Annotated in this window: 16 protein-coding genes and 1 pseudogene; 10 read left to right on the top strand and 7 right to left on the bottom strand. The window is 71.7% G+C overall.

Annotated features, from left to right (window positions below):
• Positions 1-3: 3 nt before the first annotated feature.
• A complete protein-coding gene (locus tag KBX50_RS07955; protein ID WP_210935908.1) occupies positions 4-1,125 on the bottom strand; it encodes an NAD(P)/FAD-dependent oxidoreductase in 1,122 nt (373 codons plus the stop codon).
• A complete protein-coding gene (locus KBX50_RS07950; protein WP_210935906.1) occupies positions 1,122-2,240 on the bottom strand; it encodes an alpha/beta hydrolase in 1,119 nt (372 codons plus the stop codon). The genes KBX50_RS07955 and KBX50_RS07950 overlap by 4 nt, the downstream gene beginning before the upstream one ends.
• Before the next feature lie 65 nt (positions 2,241-2,305).
• Here KBX50_RS07950 and KBX50_RS07945 point away from each other — a divergent pair, with 65 nt between their 5' ends.
• From KBX50_RS07945 to KBX50_RS07935, 3 genes are all read left to right on the top strand, one after another.
• Positions 2,306-2,896 (top strand): TetR/AcrR family transcriptional regulator, encoded by a 591-nt coding sequence (locus tag KBX50_RS07945; protein ID WP_210935904.1) that lies wholly within the window; start codon positions 2,306-2,308, stop codon positions 2,894-2,896.
• 7 nt (positions 2,897-2,903) lie between these two features.
• Positions 2,904-3,503 (top strand): dihydrofolate reductase family protein, encoded by a 600-nt coding sequence (locus tag KBX50_RS07940; protein WP_247673298.1) that lies wholly within the window; start codon positions 2,904-2,906, stop codon positions 3,501-3,503.
• A gap of 62 nt (positions 3,504-3,565) precedes the next feature.
• Positions 3,566-4,219 (top strand): hypothetical protein, encoded by a 654-nt coding sequence (locus KBX50_RS07935; protein WP_210935902.1) that lies wholly within the window; start codon positions 3,566-3,568, stop codon positions 4,217-4,219.
• A 236-nt stretch (positions 4,220-4,455) separates the two neighbouring features.
• Here the strand turns inward: KBX50_RS07935 and KBX50_RS07930 are convergent, their stop codons facing one another.
• The gene (locus tag KBX50_RS07930) at positions 4,456-4,728 is read right to left on the bottom strand and encodes a DUF2795 domain-containing protein (RefSeq protein ID WP_093402719.1); all 273 of its coding nucleotides are present in this window, start codon (positions 4,726-4,728) and stop codon (positions 4,456-4,458) included.
• 147 nt (positions 4,729-4,875) lie between these two features.
• Here KBX50_RS07930 and KBX50_RS07925 point away from each other — a divergent pair, with 147 nt between their 5' ends.
• Entirely contained in the window at positions 4,876-5,286 is a 411-nt protein-coding gene (locus KBX50_RS07925) for a DUF2267 domain-containing protein (protein ID WP_210935900.1), read from the top strand.
• 24 nt (positions 5,287-5,310) lie between these two features.
• Here KBX50_RS07925 and KBX50_RS07920 read toward each other — a convergent pair whose 3' ends face one another.
• Positions 5,311-6,477, bottom strand: coding sequence for a CaiB/BaiF CoA-transferase family protein (locus KBX50_RS07920; protein ID WP_210935898.1), 1,167 nt, complete (start codon positions 6,475-6,477; stop codon positions 5,311-5,313).
• A 242-nt stretch (positions 6,478-6,719) separates the two neighbouring features.
• On the opposite strand from KBX50_RS07920, the gene KBX50_RS07915 reads away from it, so the two are divergent.
• From KBX50_RS07915 to KBX50_RS07895, 5 genes are all read left to right on the top strand, one after another.
• Positions 6,720-7,733, top strand: a complete 1,014-nt coding sequence (locus KBX50_RS07915; RefSeq protein ID WP_210935897.1) for a TerC/Alx family metal homeostasis membrane protein — start codon at positions 6,720-6,722, stop codon at positions 7,731-7,733.
• 78 nt (positions 7,734-7,811) lie between these two features.
• On the top strand, positions 7,812-8,411 hold the full coding sequence (locus KBX50_RS07910; protein ID WP_210935896.1) for a sulfite oxidase-like oxidoreductase: 600 nt from the start codon (positions 7,812-7,814) through the stop codon (positions 8,409-8,411).
• 8 nt (positions 8,412-8,419) lie between these two features.
• Entirely contained in the window at positions 8,420-9,142 is a 723-nt protein-coding gene (locus KBX50_RS07905) for a ferredoxin reductase (RefSeq protein ID WP_210935895.1), read from the top strand.
• 13 nt (positions 9,143-9,155) lie between these two features.
• Entirely contained in the window at positions 9,156-9,437 is a 282-nt protein-coding gene (locus KBX50_RS07900; RefSeq protein WP_210935894.1) for a DUF6510 family protein, read from the top strand.
• 58 nt (positions 9,438-9,495) lie between these two features.
• Entirely contained in the window at positions 9,496-10,797 is a 1,302-nt protein-coding gene (locus KBX50_RS07895) for an NAD(P)/FAD-dependent oxidoreductase (RefSeq protein WP_210935893.1), read from the top strand.
• A gap of 73 nt (positions 10,798-10,870) precedes the next feature.
• Here KBX50_RS07895 and KBX50_RS07890 read toward each other — a convergent pair whose 3' ends face one another.
• Positions 10,871-11,848, bottom strand: coding sequence for a DUF2267 domain-containing protein (locus KBX50_RS07890; protein ID WP_210935891.1), 978 nt, complete (start codon positions 11,846-11,848; stop codon positions 10,871-10,873).
• Between the two features lie 213 nt (positions 11,849-12,061).
• On the opposite strand from KBX50_RS07890, the gene KBX50_RS07885 reads away from it, so the two are divergent.
• A complete protein-coding gene (locus tag KBX50_RS07885) occupies positions 12,062-12,358 on the top strand; it encodes a hypothetical protein (RefSeq protein WP_210935889.1) in 297 nt (98 codons plus the stop codon).
• A 389-nt stretch (positions 12,359-12,747) separates the two neighbouring features.
• On the opposite strand, the pseudogene KBX50_RS33535 reads toward KBX50_RS07885, so the two are convergent.
• Positions 12,748-13,095 (bottom strand): annotated as a pseudogene (locus tag KBX50_RS33535) (hypothetical protein); the annotation flags it as partial.
• A gap of 425 nt (positions 13,096-13,520) precedes the next feature.
• Positions 13,521-14,717 carry a helix-turn-helix transcriptional regulator gene (locus KBX50_RS07875; protein WP_210935885.1) on the bottom strand — a complete coding sequence of 399 codons (1,197 nt, stop codon included), beginning with the start codon at positions 14,715-14,717 and terminating at the stop codon, positions 13,521-13,523.
• Positions 14,718-14,880: the final 163 nt, after the last annotated feature.

Genomic DNA, 14,880 nt, shown 5'->3' with positions numbered 1-14,880 from the left:
CAGTCAGGCGGGGTGCTCCAGGTCGCGTGCCAAGGGGTCGAGCAGCCGGTCGACGGACACGCGGGCGACGAGCCCGTTGCGGAGGCGGGCGAGCGTGCGCGACGAGGTGAAGAGCGCCCGGGCGAACTGGCGTGACTGCCGTTGCGCCCGCTCGACGCGCCCCTTTCGCCGCCGCTCATAGAGGCGGAGCGCGATGGGTACGTGACCGGCGTCGCAGCGGCTGAGCTCGTCCGCCAGCGCCGCTGCCGACTCCAGTGCCATCGAGGCGCCCATTCCGGCGGTCGGCAGAAAGGCGGCTGCGGCGTCCCCCAGCAGCGCCACCCGGTCGCGTACCCACTTGGTGGAGCGCACGTCGGTCATGGGCCACAGCCAACGCTCGTCGTCCGAGCCGGGCAGCAGACGGTCGGCGGGCAGGCCCGCTCCGGTGAGGGTCCGGCGCAGCCATGCCCTGGCCTGCGGACCACGGACGGTATCCGAGGGGCCGCCGACGATCAGACACACCCGGCCCTGGCACGGGTAGCACCCGACGAAGCTGCCGGCTCCCCAGAACTCCAGCGTCTCACCGGCGGCGCCCGGGTGGTCCGCCGCCTCGATCCACCACGTGGCGCAGGTCCATCCCGTGTCATGCCGGGGCTGGGGTCCGAGGAGCGCGGTGCGCACCGCGGAACCGATGCCGTCGGCACCCACCAACAGGTCGGCCTCGATGGTGGTTCCGTCGTCGAGTTGAGCATCGACGCCAGTGTGGTGCTGCTCCAGGGCCACGACGCGACCTGTCCGGTGCTCGACGTGGTCGCAGGCCGTGGCCAGCAGCTCGACGAGGTCGCCGCGCGGCACGGTGCCCAGATATCCGTGGTGGGCGATGCCGGCAGGTGGCCCGGAGGTGGTGAGCAGGGCTCCAGACCCCGACCGCGCCGTGTAACGCCGCATCGGAAGGCCGCGCTCGACCAGCCGGTCATGGACGCCGACCGCGTGCAGCACCCGGGTCCCGTGTGGCCACAGGGCGAGCGCGAAGCCGTCGTCGCTGCCGTGGCCGGGGTCGACCACGGTGATCTGGTGGCCACGGGGACGCAGCAGCGCCGCGAGTGTCAGACCGGCGACACCCCCGCCGGCGATCAGCACCTTCACGACGCCTCCAGGCGACGTCCCGCTCCCACGCCGATGTCAGCCAGAAGAGCGTCCAGGGTGTCGATGACCGCGCTCAGCCGCCAGGAGGTGACGAAGTCGAACGCGTGCTGGCCGCCGGGCAGCTCGACGTGGACCACCGGCTGCGACGACTCGGCTCGCAGCTTGTCCGCCAGCGCGCGCGCCGTGGTGGCGGAGGTGTTGTTGTCGAGGCTTCCGTGCGCGATCAGGAAGGCCGGTGCGTCGGTTGCCGGCACGGCGAACGGGGTCGAGGTGACCACCTCGTCGCTGCTGCGGCCGTAGTAACGGCCGTAGTAGCCGTAGAGGCAGACCGCTGCGGCAGGGCGCTCGTCGGGCGTCGCGCGCAGCGCGTAGAGAGAGGTCAGATGAGCGCCTGCGGAGCTACCCGCCATCACCACAGTCGTCGCGTCCGCACCGTACTCTCCTGCGTGCGCGCGCGCCCAGGCCATCGCGGCCTCCGCGTCGGCAAGGTGCTCCTCGAAGCCCGCCCCGGGGCGGAGTCGGTACGTCGCGCTCACGCACACCCAGCCGCGCGCGGCGAGGTGATGCAGCAGGCCACGACCTTCCCAGTTCTTGCTGCCCGAGAAGTAGCCACCGCCGTGGAAGTAGACCAGCACCGGGCCACCCGTGGGCCGGTCGCGGCGTCGCAGCACGTCGAGGCGCTGGCGACGGTGGTCCCCGTAGCGCAGGTTGCGTAGTCGCTGCACGGAACGCGGTCGGATCGGTAGCGGGGTGAGGGCGGTACGCCACCGGCTCTTTCGCGGCGGTGCGCGGTCTATGCCGGCCGCTCGGAGTGCGGCATCAGCGACGGAGCTCGAACGGGCGGCCCGGCGGGTCAACGCGACAAGCATCACCGCGGTCGCGGTCGCGGCCGCCAGCAGGACGCCCGACAACACGTCGCGGCGCAGGTCTCCGCTCCAGATGGCCGCGGCGGTCGAGACCGCGAGCAGCGTCAACACCAGGTGGGGCACCTCGTTGACGACCATCCCGGCCAGGAAGGCGGCCCGCGCCAGTGGCCGTGGTCGCGTGGGTGGGCTGAACGCTGCGGTGGTGGCCAGGCCGAGTACGAGGACGTGCACTACGTAGTCGTTCGGCATGGACTCCTCCTCTACAGGTGTCGAGGAATGCTACTCTACACCTGTAGAGCTGGGAGGGAAGCCCCATGGCGACCGAACGTCGGACGGTGATCGCGGACGCGGCGATCACCACGCTGGCCAGGGCCGGTGGACGTGGACTCACGCACCGAGCCGTCGACAGGGAGGCGGGGCTTCCGCTCGGCTCGACCTCCTACTACTTCCGCACCCGGGCGGACCTGCTCCGGGCGGCCGTCGACCGGCTCGCCGAACTGGACGAGGCGGCCCTCGCTCCCGTAACGGACGGGACACTCGCCGCAGACCTCGCCCGAGTGACCGAACAGCTGCTCAGCGCCGACCGGGAACGGCTCCTCGCCCGCTACGAGCTCGCGCTCGAATCCGTACGGCGCCCCGAGCTGCGCGAGTTCCTGGCGGCCGGCACGCACCGGGTGCGTGGTGCCATCGAGCAGCGGCTGACCGAGCAGGGCGTCGCGGCACCACGCGATGTGGCCACGGCCGCGCTCGCGCTCGTCGACGGCCTGCTCTTCGCCGAACTCACCGCGACCGAGGGACAGCAACGCAGTCGCGCCGAGCTGGAAGCTACCCTGGCGAGGCTCGTGGGCGCCGAGTGGCCCCAGGCCCGGCCGGAGCCCCCCGACGACCACCGATCCGACAGTTGAGCATCCCGTGACGGAGGGCCTCGTGCGCCGACTCACCTACTACGTGGCGACCACCCTCGACGGTTTCATCGCCGGCCCGGACGGCGGTGACCCGAGCGGCCAGAGCTACTTCCCGGTCCCCGCCGACCTGATCGACTACATGGTGACCAACTTCCCGGAGACGTTGCCCGCGCCCGCCCGTGCCGCGCTGGGCGTCGAGGGGCCGGGAAAGGTCTTCGACACCGTGCTCGAGGGCCGGGCGTCCTATCAGCTCGGCCTCGCCGCCGGGCTCGACGACGCCTATCCGCACCTGCGTCACCTGGTGTTCTCCACCACCCTGCCGGCAACGCCGGGCACCGCCGTCGAGCTGGTCCGCACCGACGCCCTCGACCGAGTCCGCAGCCTCAAGCAGGACGGCAGCGAGCTGGACATCTGGCTGGTCGGCGGCGGTACGTTGGCCCACAGCCTGCTGCCCGAGATCGACCGGCTCATCATCAAGCAGCACCCGTCCGTGATCGGCTCGGGCATCCCGATGTTCGCCGGTCCCTTCCAGCCCACCTTGTTCACCCACGTGGACGCCGCCGTGCTGGACTCAGGGGTGCGCGTACTGACGTTGGATCGCAGCTGAGGTTCGTGCCCAGGCGGCCGGGAAACGGGCCTACTCGTGCGGGGCGCGGGTAACAGCCGCTCATGCCCACCACGATCGAGGACAAGAAGCGGCTGGCGCGCCGACTCGCCGGCAGCGGCCGGGGCTTCGCCGAGCAGTACGGATTCCGGGTCACCAACAACCCGTCCAGCCTGTTCCAGGTGCTCTGCCTCGCGGTGCTGCTCGCCCGTCGGGGAGATTTCCGGCGGGCCCTCGACGGCGCGCACGCGCTCTCCGGCGCGGGCTGGGACAGCGCCGCCCGGCTGTCCGGTTCGGCCCACTCCGACCGGGTCAGGGTGCTGCGCGACAGCGGCCAGCGCGGTGACGTTGACGCGCTGGCCGACCTGCTGGGCGAGCTGGCCGGCACGCTCGTCGAACGGTACCGGGGCGACCTGCGACGGCTGCGGTCGGCGGCGCACCGCGACCCGGCCCGTGAACGGGCACTGCTCACCGCGCTGCCGGGGGTCGACGAGCAGGTCGCGGACCTGTTCCTGCGCGAGGCGCAGGCGTTGTGGGGCGAGGTCGCGCCGGTGGCCGACCGGCGGGCGCTGACGGCGGCGCGGCGACTCGGCCTGGGTCGCTCAGCCGAGGATCTCGCCGGGCTGGCCGGTGGTCGCGAGTCGGAGCGGCTCGCCTGGCTGGTCGGTGCGCTCGCCCGGGTCGACCTGGAGGAGCGCTACGCCGAGCTGACAGAGTGAGGCCCTTCGTCGGCACCCACTGTCCGTTCGGCTGATGGCGTGCGCTAAGCTGACCGCAGTAAACCACAGCCACCCGGTGCGGGTGGCTGTCGGCCGCCTGGTGGCCGCGACCCGGTTCGGGCGCGCCGTCCCCAGGCAGGCGGTTACGCAGGGGCGCCCCCGGCAGCGGTTCGCTGCCGGGGCGCCTCCCTGTCCACGGGCCTGGTGTGAGCCGCCCGGTTGCTGGCGGGTTGGGCCTAGATGCCGCGCAGGTGCTGGGATACCCGCTGGTGCCGCTTGTCGCGTCCCTGCGCGCCACGCTGCGCGTCGGTGATCTCGGGGGCCGCGTCGATGCCGGCCGACCGGGCCACCTGGTTGCCGTTGGCGTAATCCACCGGAGGCAGGGCGCGCAGGGCCTGCAGCACGTCCGGCGGTGCCCCTTCCCGCTCGGCCTCGCGCACCACCTCGTCCTTCCCGGCGGGGTAGTCCAGGCTCGACAGGTACTGCAGGACGTCGGCGTAACTCGCCATGATGTCGGCTCCTCCCGGGCGTTCGGTCCGGCCACAACCGGGCGCGGATACCCGACCCGGGGCCGCTCACGCGTCGAGGCCGACGGAAATGCGATCGCCGTTTCCGCACCGGGCGGCTGGGTAAGCGCCGGCCCGAGGGGGTACGCGATGAACTACGACACGTTCGTCGACCAGGTCGCCCAGCGCACCGCCACGTCATCGTCGCGGGCGGTGGAGCTGATTCGGGCGACGCTGGAGACGCTGGCCGAGCGGCTGACCGGCGGCGAGGTGCTGGACCTGGCCGTGCAGCTGCCCGCTCCGCTGCGGCTGCCGATGCGCCCGACACCGGACATCGAGGCGGCGGAGCGCTTCGGCGCCGCCGAGTTCGTCGCCCGGGTCGCGGTCCGCGCCGGGGTGGGGGAGCCGGCCGCCCGGGACGCGGTCCGCGCGGTCTTCACCACCCTCCGGGAGGCGGTGACCGGTGGCGAGTTCGACGAACTGGTGGTCCAGTTGCCCCGCGACTACCGCGACATGGTCGAGCCCGCCCTGGCGCCCGGCGCGACGCTGCGGCGCGGCTGACTGGCTGTCGGTGCGGACACCGCACTAGCCGACGGCCCCGCTGGCGCGCAGCCGGCTGACCCGGTCCCGGTCGAAACCTGCCTCGCCGAGAATCTCGTCGGTGTGTTCGCCCGGCCACGGCGGCGGCCGGCGGATCGCGGCCGGGGTGGCGGAGAACCGGGGTGCCGGTGCCGGCTGGACGACCCCGTCGCGGAGCACGAACGTCTTCCGGGCGGCCAGGTGCGGGTGCTCCGGGGCTTCCCGCCAGTCCAGCACCGGCGCGGCGCAGGCGTCGGAGGCGGCGAGCAGCGCGGCCCACTCGTCGCGGGTACGGGTGCGGAACAGGCGCGCCCAGGCGGCCCGCAACGCCGGCCAGTTCGCCGGGTCGGTTCGGTCGATCGGCTCGTCCGGCGGCAGCGGGAAGCCGGTGAGCCGCACCAACTCGTCGTAGAAGCGCGGCTCCAGCGCGCCGACGGCGAGATACCGCCCGTCGGCGCACTCGTACGTGTCGTAGAAGGGCGCGCCGCCGTCGAGCAGGTTGACCCCGCGCGGGTTTCGCCACATGCCGAGCTGGTGCAGGGCGTGGATCTGGGTGCTGAGCACCGCGACCCCGTCCACGATGGCCGCGTCGACCACCTGGCCGGTGGCGCCCCCGCGCACCGCGTACAGCGCGGATACGACACCCAGGGCGAGCATCATTCCGCCGCCACCGAAGTCGCCGAGCAGGTTCATCGGCGGCACCGGAGGCTCGCCGGCCCGTCCGATGCCGTGTAACGCACCGGTCAGCGCCAGGTAGTCGATGTCGTGCCCGGCGTACGGGGCGTTCGGGCCGTCCTGTCCCCAGCCGGTCATCCGGCCGTAGACCAGCCCCGGGTTGACCGCGTGGCAGTCGGCCGGGCCGATGCCGAGCCGCTCGGTGACACCGGGCCGGAACCCCTCGACGAGGGCGTCCGCCTCGCGAACCAGTGCCAGCACCACCTCGCGTCCGTCGGTGGACTTCACGTCGACAGCGATCGAGCGCCGCCCCCGGTTGAGCAGATCGGGGTGCGGGGTGCCGAAGGCCGTGCTGTCCACCTCGGTGACCCGGTCGATCCGGATCACGTCGGCCCCCAGGTCGGCCAGCATCATGGCGGCGAACGGCCCGGGGCCGATCCCGGCCAGCTCCACCACGCGTACGCCGGCCAGCGGGCCGGTCGCCAGGTCTGCGGTCACCGGGTCACGATAGGCGCTCACCTCGGCCGCGGTCGGCTGCCCGCCGTGAGCGAAGCCACCGGGCCCGACAACGCCCCGCCTGGCGGGCGGAATTCGGCTGTCCTAACCTTGTCAGCACGAGGGGAGTACTTCCCAAAAACCATGCCGGTCAGTACGGCGCGCCCGGAGCGCGCCTCGGGTGGTTGCCCACGAAACGTGGGTGAAGGAGACCTCGAACATGACACGGTGTTCGAGGAGGCCCCATGTCCGATTTGTCTGTCGCGGCTGGTCTGCAGTCCGTAGGCACGCCCTCGCTGTGGGCGATCACCATCCTTGGCGTGCTCGCCCTGCTGACACTGGACTTCCTGGTGACCCGACGCCCGCACGAGGTGTCGCTCAAGGAGGCGCTCGGCTGGACCGCCTTCTACATAGCCCTGCCCCTGGCCTTCGGCGCCTGGGTCTGGCACCGCTACGGCTCCGAACGCGGTTTCGAGTACCTCACCGGATACCTGGTCGAGAAGTCGCTCTCGGTCGACAACCTCTTCGTCTTCATGCTGCTGCTGGCCGCCTTCGCGGTGCCGACCGAGCTCGCCCAGCGGGTGCTGCTGTTCGGCATCACCGGAGCGCTGGTCCTGCGCGGCATCTTCATCGCCCTCGGCGCCGCGGCCCTGCAGACCCTGGACTTCGCCTTTCTGATCTTCGCGTTGATCCTGCTGTTCACCGCCGCCAAGCTGCTCCGCGACGCGTTCACCGGGCACGAGCAGACGGTGGACATCGGCAACATGCGCTCGGTGCGACTGCTGCGCCGGTTCATGCCGGTGGTGCACGAGTACCACGGCACGAAGATGACCGTCCGGGTCGACGGGCGTCGGGCGCTCACCCCGCTCGCGCTGGTGGTGGTGGCGGTGTTCGCCACCGACGTGGTCTTCGCCGTCGACTCGGTGCCGGCGGTGTACGGAATCACCGAGGATCCGTACCTCGTCTTCGCCACCAACGCCTTCGCCCTGCTGGGCCTGCGGGCGCTGTACTTCGTGCTGCACGCGGCGCTGAGCCGGCTGGTCCACCTCACCTACGGCCTGGCGATCATCCTGGCCTTCATCGGCATCAAGCTCGGCCTGCACTGGGCGCACGGTGTCTGGGAGGGCGTCCCGGAGATCCCCACCGTGGCCTCGCTGCTGGTCATCGTCGGCGTGCTGACCGTGGTCACCTTCACCAGCCTGCGGGCGACCCGCAACGTGGTGCCGGGATCCAAGGAAGTCGTCACCGAGCGGAAGTGAGCGTCTCCCGGCCTGAGCGGCGGACCACGGGCCGGTCGAACCCGCCCGCAGCGGTCCTCACCGTGGTAGGACTGAACGGTGGGTATCGTCACACCGGGCTTTCAGGGTCGGCCGCGCGCCGAGGCCCCGGATCTGCCTCCCGGCCAGTACCTGACGCCTGACTTCCCCGTGCTCTCCGCGGGGCCGACCCCACGGGTGCCACGTGACCAGTGGGAGTTCGTGATCAGCACCGAGACCGGCATGGAGTACCGGTGGAGCTGGGACGAGATGATGGCGTTGCCCCAGGAGACGCCGACCGTCGACATCCACTGCGTCACCAGGTGGTCCAAGCTCGGCACCACCTGGCGGGGTGTCTCGCTGGACACCCTGCTTGACGGCGTGGATTCGGCCGCCGACTACGCCCTCGCGCACTCCTACGGCGGCTACACCACCAACCTCCCGCTGGAGGACCTGCGCGACGGGCAGGCCTGGCTGGTGCACACCTACGACGGCGACGACCTGCCGGCCGAGCACGGCGGGCCGGCGCGGCTGCTCGTTCCGCACCTCTACTTCTGGAAGTCCGCCAAGTGGGTGCGGGGCATCCACCTCACCGTCGAGGACACCCCCGGCTTCTGGGAGACCGCCGGCTACCACGACTACGGCGACCCGTGGCGTGAGCAGCGGTACCAGGGCGATTGAGCGGCCGGATGAGCTGGCGGGCGGCCCGGTTGGTGGAGCACCGGGTCGAGACACCCACGGCGCGGACCCTGGTGCTGGAGGTGCCGGGCTGGCCGGCCCACCTGCCCGGCCAGCACGTCGACATCCGGCTGACCGCGCCGGACGGGTACCAGGCCGCCCGGTCGTACTCGCTCGCCGCCCCCGCCGACGGTGACCGGATCGAGGTGTCCGTCCAGCGGGTGTCCGACGGCGAGGTGTCGCCGTTCCTGGTGGACGCCTACCGCGAGGGTGACCCGGTCGAGGTGCGCGGCCCGATCGGCGGCTGGTTCGTCTGGCGGCCGCAGCAGACCGAACCGGTGCTGCTGGTCGCCGGGGGGTCAGGGGTGGTGCCGCTGATGGCCATGATCCGCGGCCGGCGGGCGGCCGGAAACCGGGCACCGTTTCGCCTGATCTACTCCGTCCGCACCCCCGAGGACGCCTTCTACACCGACGAGCTGCGGCGACGGGTACGCGACGACGCCGGCCTGGACGTGGCGTACGTGTACACCCGGCAGGCGCCCGAGGGCTGGCGCGGCGAGCCGCACCGGCTCGGCCTCGCCGATGTCAACACCCATGGCTGGCCGCCGGAGCTGGAGCCGTTGGTGTACGTGTGCGGGCCCACCGCTTTCGTGGAGACCGTCTCCGACCTGCTCGTCGGGCTGGGCCACCCGGCACAGCGGGTACGCACCGAACGTTTCGGCCCGACCGGTTGAGAGGAGACCGCGGATGACCGCGTTGCCCTACGTGGACGGCAACATGCTCGACGGTCCGTTGGGGGAGGTGTTCGCGGTCGACCTGAGCAGCGCCACCGCCCGGTGCGCGAACTGTGGCACCCCCGGTCCGGTGGCCGGGCTGCGGGTCTACTCGCACGCGCCCGGCCTGGTGGGTCGCTGCCCCACCTGCGTCGAGGTGATGCTGCGACTGGTCCGCGCGCCCGACCGCGCCTGGCTAGACCTGCGCGGCGCCACCTTCCTGCAGTTCCCGATGCCACCCGACCAACCACGCTGAGGTCCTCGCAACCGTCGTGGGGACGTTTGCCGGCGCGCACGACGGGAACCGGGCCGAAATGACGAAGCCTCGTGTGGTGATCGTGGGGGCCGGGTTCGCCGGGTACCACGCGGCGAAGACGTTGAGCCGGTTGGCCCGCGACCGAGCCGAGATCGTCCTGCTGAATTCGACAGATTACTTCCTGTACCTGCCGCTGCTGCCGGAGGTGGCGGCGGGGGTGGTGGAGCCGGGCCGGATCGCGGTGCCGCTGGCCGGCACCCTGGACGGCGTACGGGTGGTGATCGGCGAGGCCGACAGCGTCGACCTGCAGAACCGGTGGGTCGGCTTCACCCAGCCGGAGGGCGACCGCAATCGGCTGGCGTACGACCGGTTGGTCCTCTCCGTCGGCAGCGTGAACAAGCTGCTACCCATCCCCGGCGTGACCGAGTACGCCCACGGCTTCCGCGGTCTGCCTGAGGCGCTCTACCTGCACGATCACGTGGTCCGGCAGATCGAGCTGGCCGAGCAGGCGGAAGACCCGGCGGAGCAGCAGGCACGCGCCACGTTCGTGGTGGTGGGTGCCGGATACACAGGTACCGAGGTGGCCGCGCACGGCATCCTGTTCACCGACGAACTGGCCGCCCAGCACCCCCGGCTCAAGATCCGGCCGAGGTGGATGCTGCTGGACGTCGCCCCACGCGTGCTGCCGGAGTTGGACCGGCGGATGTCGGTCACCGCCGACAAGGTGCTGCGCCGGCGCGGGGTCGACGTACGGATGGGTACCTCGGTGGCGGTCGCCACCTCCGACGGGGTCAAGCTCACCGACGGCGAGTACGTGCCCACCTGCTCGCTGGTCTGGTGCGTCGGCGTGCGCCCCGACCCGTTCGTGGCGGAACTGGGCCTGCGGACCGAGAAGGGGCGGTTGGTCGTCGACGAGTATCTCAACGTCCCCGGGTTCCCCGAGGTGTACGCCTGCGGCGACGCCGCCGCGGTGCCCGATCTGACCCGCCCCGGTGAGATCTGCACGATGACCGCCCAGCACGCGCAGCGGCAGGGCAAACTGGCCGCGCACAACATCGCCGCCTCGTACGGGCAGGGACGCCGCCGGCCGTACAAGCACCACGATCTCGGTTGGGTGGTCGACCTGGGCGGCAAGCAGGCCGCGGCGAATCCGTTGAAGGTGCCGCTGTCCGGTCTGCCCGCCAAGGCGGTCACCCGGGGCTACCACCTGCTCGCGATGCCCGGCAACCGGGCCAGGGTGAGCGCGGACTGGTTCCTCGACGCCGCACTCCAGCGGTCGGCGGCACAGCTCGGACTGATCTCCGCCACCGCCGTACCGCTGGAGAGTGCGTCGCCCGAGATGCCGGCGCGGGCCCGCTGACCACGGGCCCGTCGGCACGGAGGGGCGTGCGGTCGTGGGCGTGGATCCCGCGACCGCACAGCTGATCTCCGGCTCAGCCGGCGGCCATTCCGGCCCCCGCCTCGTCGATGGCGTCATCGACCGTGTGTGCCAGGTCGATGTCCATCGCGGTCACCGTTCCGGCGTTACTTGAGGTCACGGTCAGTACGGCGGTCGTCGGGTCGGCACGGCCGATCCGTGGCCCGCGGCCGGTCTGCTGGCGCAGCAGATCGAGCCGGTCCAACACCCGGTCCAGGTTGCCCGGCGGCAATTCCAGGGTCCGGGACAGCGCGGTGCCGTCACCGGACCAGTAGGGCAGGTCGGCCAGGGCCGTACGCAGCTCGGCCGCCGACAACGGCGGCAGCGCGCTGACCGGACCGACCACGCCGCCGCCGGCCGACGGCTGGTCCAGCAACTGCCGCAGCTCATCCGGTACGTGCAGCGACTCGATCAGGTCACCGTCGTGCTCGGCGAGTGCGGCGAGGGTCGCCTCAGCCTGATAGCGCGCCTGCTCCGGGCTTCGACCGCTGATCCGACCCACCTCGGTGAGGAAGCCGCTCAGGTCCTGGTGCCGCTCGATGCCGTCCACCGGGACCACGTCGTGCAGTGAGGCGGGCACCGCCTCCAGCAACCGGCGGCGTTCGCCGGCCTCCAGGGCCCAGGCCAGCACGAGCACCGTCGACTCGACCCCGACCTTGGCGGTGCGGAAGTCGACCCCGGCGCGACGGACGACGTCCTCGACCAGGTCGCGGTAGCCCATGGTGGTGATCCCCGGTGCCTGGACACCTGGCTCCGGCCGGGGCCGAGGGGTCTCCGGGAAACCGGCTGGCGGGGGAGCGGGGCCGCCCCGCGTGGTGTCCGGTTTGCGGCCGCCCGCCGGTGCCGGGCCGGCCCGCTTGTTCTGGTCCAGGTGGGTGAGTTGCTTGGACGCGCTCAGGCTGGCGCCGGTGTCGGCGGCTCGCATGCCGCGTTCCCGGGCCTGGCGGGCCAGTGCCCGACGGCGCTGGTTGTCGCCCTCCATCTGCTTACGCATGGTGCACACCTCGCTTCGGCTGGTGTTCCTGGCTTCGTCGATGGCCTTCCCGGCCGCCGCCGGTGCGAAACGATCGGGCCGGCGTGGGCCGGGTGCCGGTCGCCGACATCGGTGAGGCTTCATCCGGCCGGGGTGAGGGCCGGTCACCCGGGCGGGGCTGACGATCGCGGTGGACCGGAGATCTTCCGAGGCACGGCGGAAGGGAAGGTCGTGATGAAGCGGATAGTCGAGATCGTCCCCGCTCGACCCGGTTGGTACGCCCGGTGGCGGCTGGCACCTGAGCGCACCTGCTGTTACCCGGTGAGCCTGTGGGCGCTGTTGGAAGAGGCCGACGGCGGCGGCCGCGAGGTGATCGGCGTCGACTGCGCCGGCCAGTGGCCCGGGGCGCAGGACGACGGGACAGGTGCGGAGTTCGTCCGCTATCTGTTCAAGACTCCGGATTCGGGTCCGCCGGAGGACGCGGAGCCGACCACCCACCGTACGGGCCGGTATCCGGTCCCGGCCTCCTGAGCCATCCTCCGGCCCCCGACCCCTGGTCCCAGGGTCGGGGGCCACCCCTCCTGTGTGAACCCCGGACAAGCCGGTCGGATCGGGTGTCGTGCGAGGTCATCCGGCCGGGTGGCGCCCGTTCCGGCCTGGTTCGGCCGGCACGTTTGTTGTACTTCGTTGCTGTACTTCCGCCGGCTGCCGGGTCCAGCCGATGAAACGGCGGTGTAGCGCGCCGGCCGGTGCCCAGGGCAGGTCCTCGGCGGCCTGGACGAGATAGCCACCGAGGTAGAGGGCCAGCGATACCGGCGCATCCGCGTACTCCGCGCGTAGCTCCCGCCTGCGCGTGGGGCAGGGCCACGGCAGGTCACAGCCACCGCAGCTCCAGATCGGCAACACCGGCCCATGGGTGCTCACCGCACACCGCCCAGGAACCGGGCGACGCTCGCGTGGGCCTGCCGGCTGGTCGCCCAGTCCACCTGCCAGCAGGGGTACGGGGCCAGCCGCGACCACCACGCGCGGCAGCCGACGCACATACCGTCGAGCCCTCGGACATGCACGGCGAGGATCGTCTGCTCCGGGCCGCCGGTCACTGCTCGCCCTCCTGCGGCCAGTGGCCCCGGTTGATCGGGATACGGTGCCGAGCCCGACACGGCAGGTCGGCTCCGCACCGGCAGACACGCCGCCACAGTTGCCACGACCACGCGGGCCGATGCCGTCGGGCGAACGTCAACGCGGTGGCCGACAGGTACTCGTCGTACGAGACGCGCCGGCCGTCCAGGGCAGAACGACCGGACAAGCCCGCCAAGCGTCGGGTCACCGGAGGCCCTCCGGTCGCCGTGCGCTGCACCGGTCTGCCGATTCGTGGTTGCCCTGGGACCGCCGCAATTGCCTCGCATGGTCGAGTAGACGCTGCTGCGCGGCCGCCTGGTCAACGTCCTGGTAGCGCTGCCCGGTCCCTGGCGGTGGCGGAGGCTGAGGTCGCCGAGACAGCCACCGCGTCAGTGCGCACAGCTCTGGCCAGATCGCCACAGATTCGCCCCCTTCATCAAGCAACAGGAGGCGGCGACGAAGATCTGTCCAGCTCTATCGGGTGTGCAGCAGGCACAGACCCGCCGCCGCCAGTGACGGGAACGCTACGAATGGTCAGCGGCTGTGGCAGGGAGAGTCTGTACCTGAGGGACGGTTACCCGGTTATGCCGATGGCGAGGGCAAGCTCTCGGGCGTCCTCACCAACCGTGCCCGGCCGGTTCGACAGTTCCAGCGCGACGGTGCGGGCGTACGGGTTGTGTCGGACCGTGTCGACGCTCTCCCGCAGTGCCCGGCCGAGCAGATGAACCGCCGCAACCTCCCCTCGGGACAGCAGATGCGCACGAGCGGCCTCGATCAGCGCGGCCGCCCGGCGGGTATGCGAGGGCAACGCCCGATAATCGGTGGTATCGGCCCGCCGCACCGCCTCACCCGGTCGGCACAGGTCCGTCTCGATGGTCACCGCATACGCCGCACACGCCGCCGGCCCGAACATCAGCCACGGATGGGCGTACCCACCACCGAGCCGGCTCGCAGCCGAGTCGGCGGCATCCCACGCCCGCCACGCCCGACCCGCCCGGCCGGCCTTGCTGTGCCCTAGCGCGATACCGAGCTGCACCTGACCCCATTGCGCCAACTGCTCACCACCCGCCGCCGGGTCAACCAGCCCCGCAGCCTCGACCAGCACCTGCTCGGCGGCATCCACCTGGTTCGCGCCCCGATAGACGTGCGCGTAGTACCAGGCCGCCACCGCCATCGCCGCCGGGTCGTCAGCATCCTGCGCAGCCGACATCGCCCGGTCGGCAGCCAGCCACACCAACTCCGGCAACGGCTGATGCGCCAAATACAACTGCACCAGGTGATACACCCGCGCCAACTCCACCAACGCCAGCCGACGGTCCCCGCCATCGAGCATCCGGACGCTCCGCTGCACCTCCGTCAGCAACCCCGGAAGCACCGCCGCCACCGCCGTACGCTCAGCCGTCGACCGATGCCACAACGCCCACACCTGATCAACCAGATCACGCACCACCGCAACCGGCGTCACCACACCCGCCGGCACGGCAGCCCGCTGCATCACCGCAGCCACCTTCCCGACCTCGGCATGCCCAGCCCTGGTCACCGACGCCACCGGCAACGACTGATCACCAGTCAGATCCGCAAGATCGGAAATGTCGAGCACCTCAGCCAGCCGCAGCAACATGGGCAGCCGAGGCGGCAGCAGCCGGCCACTCTCCAGAGCCTTGACCCACTCCGCGCTACGTCCGACCAACCCACCAAGAACGGGCCGGGTCTTCCCCGCACGCTCCCGATACATCCGAAGGCGCGCACCAAAGGTTGTGGGATCGCTCATCATCGTCTCCCAGGTAGCGGTCTGGGCAGCGAACCACCGGCCACTACGCCGGCACATCACCACAGTCGACGGTACCCGCGTCCACCGCCTCAACGCGCTCCACCACGGCGGCAAATGCCGTATCCGTCAGGTGGGAGATTTCAAGCCTTGCCAACCCTGACCG

It is taken from the genome of Micromonospora sp. C51 (assembly GCF_018070435.1).
In the GTDB taxonomy this organism is placed as follows: Bacteria; Actinomycetota; Actinomycetes; order Mycobacteriales; family Micromonosporaceae; genus Micromonospora; species Micromonospora sediminimaris.
This window is presented reverse-complemented; position numbering and strand designations above follow the sequence as displayed.

Coding starts and splice junctions, on each gene's coding strand:
- KBX50_RS07875 (WP_210935885.1), bottom strand. CDS start 14,717: ATGAGCGATCCCACAACCTTTGGTGCGCGCCTTCGGATGTATCGGGAG.
- KBX50_RS07925 (WP_210935900.1), top strand. CDS start 4,876: ATGAACTACGACACGTTCGTCGACCAGGTCGCCCAGCGCACCGCCACG.
- KBX50_RS07900 (WP_210935894.1), top strand. CDS start 9,156: ATGACCGCGTTGCCCTACGTGGACGGCAACATGCTCGACGGTCCGTTG.
- KBX50_RS07885 (WP_210935889.1), top strand. CDS start 12,062: ATGAAGCGGATAGTCGAGATCGTCCCCGCTCGACCCGGTTGGTACGCC.
- KBX50_RS07890 (WP_210935891.1), bottom strand. CDS start 11,848: ATGCGTAAGCAGATGGAGGGCGACAACCAGCGCCGTCGGGCACTGGCC.
- KBX50_RS07935 (WP_210935902.1), top strand. CDS start 3,566: ATGCCCACCACGATCGAGGACAAGAAGCGGCTGGCGCGCCGACTCGCC.
- KBX50_RS07895 (WP_210935893.1), top strand. CDS start 9,496: ATGACGAAGCCTCGTGTGGTGATCGTGGGGGCCGGGTTCGCCGGGTAC.
- KBX50_RS07905 (WP_210935895.1), top strand. CDS start 8,420: ATGAGCTGGCGGGCGGCCCGGTTGGTGGAGCACCGGGTCGAGACACCC.
- KBX50_RS07945 (WP_210935904.1), top strand. CDS start 2,306: ATGGCGACCGAACGTCGGACGGTGATCGCGGACGCGGCGATCACCACG.
- KBX50_RS07915 (WP_210935897.1), top strand. CDS start 6,720: ATGTCCGATTTGTCTGTCGCGGCTGGTCTGCAGTCCGTAGGCACGCCC.
- KBX50_RS07930 (WP_093402719.1), bottom strand. CDS start 4,728: ATGGCGAGTTACGCCGACGTCCTGCAGTACCTGTCGAGCCTGGACTAC.
- KBX50_RS07950 (WP_210935906.1), bottom strand. CDS start 2,240: ATGCCGAACGACTACGTAGTGCACGTCCTCGTACTCGGCCTGGCCACC.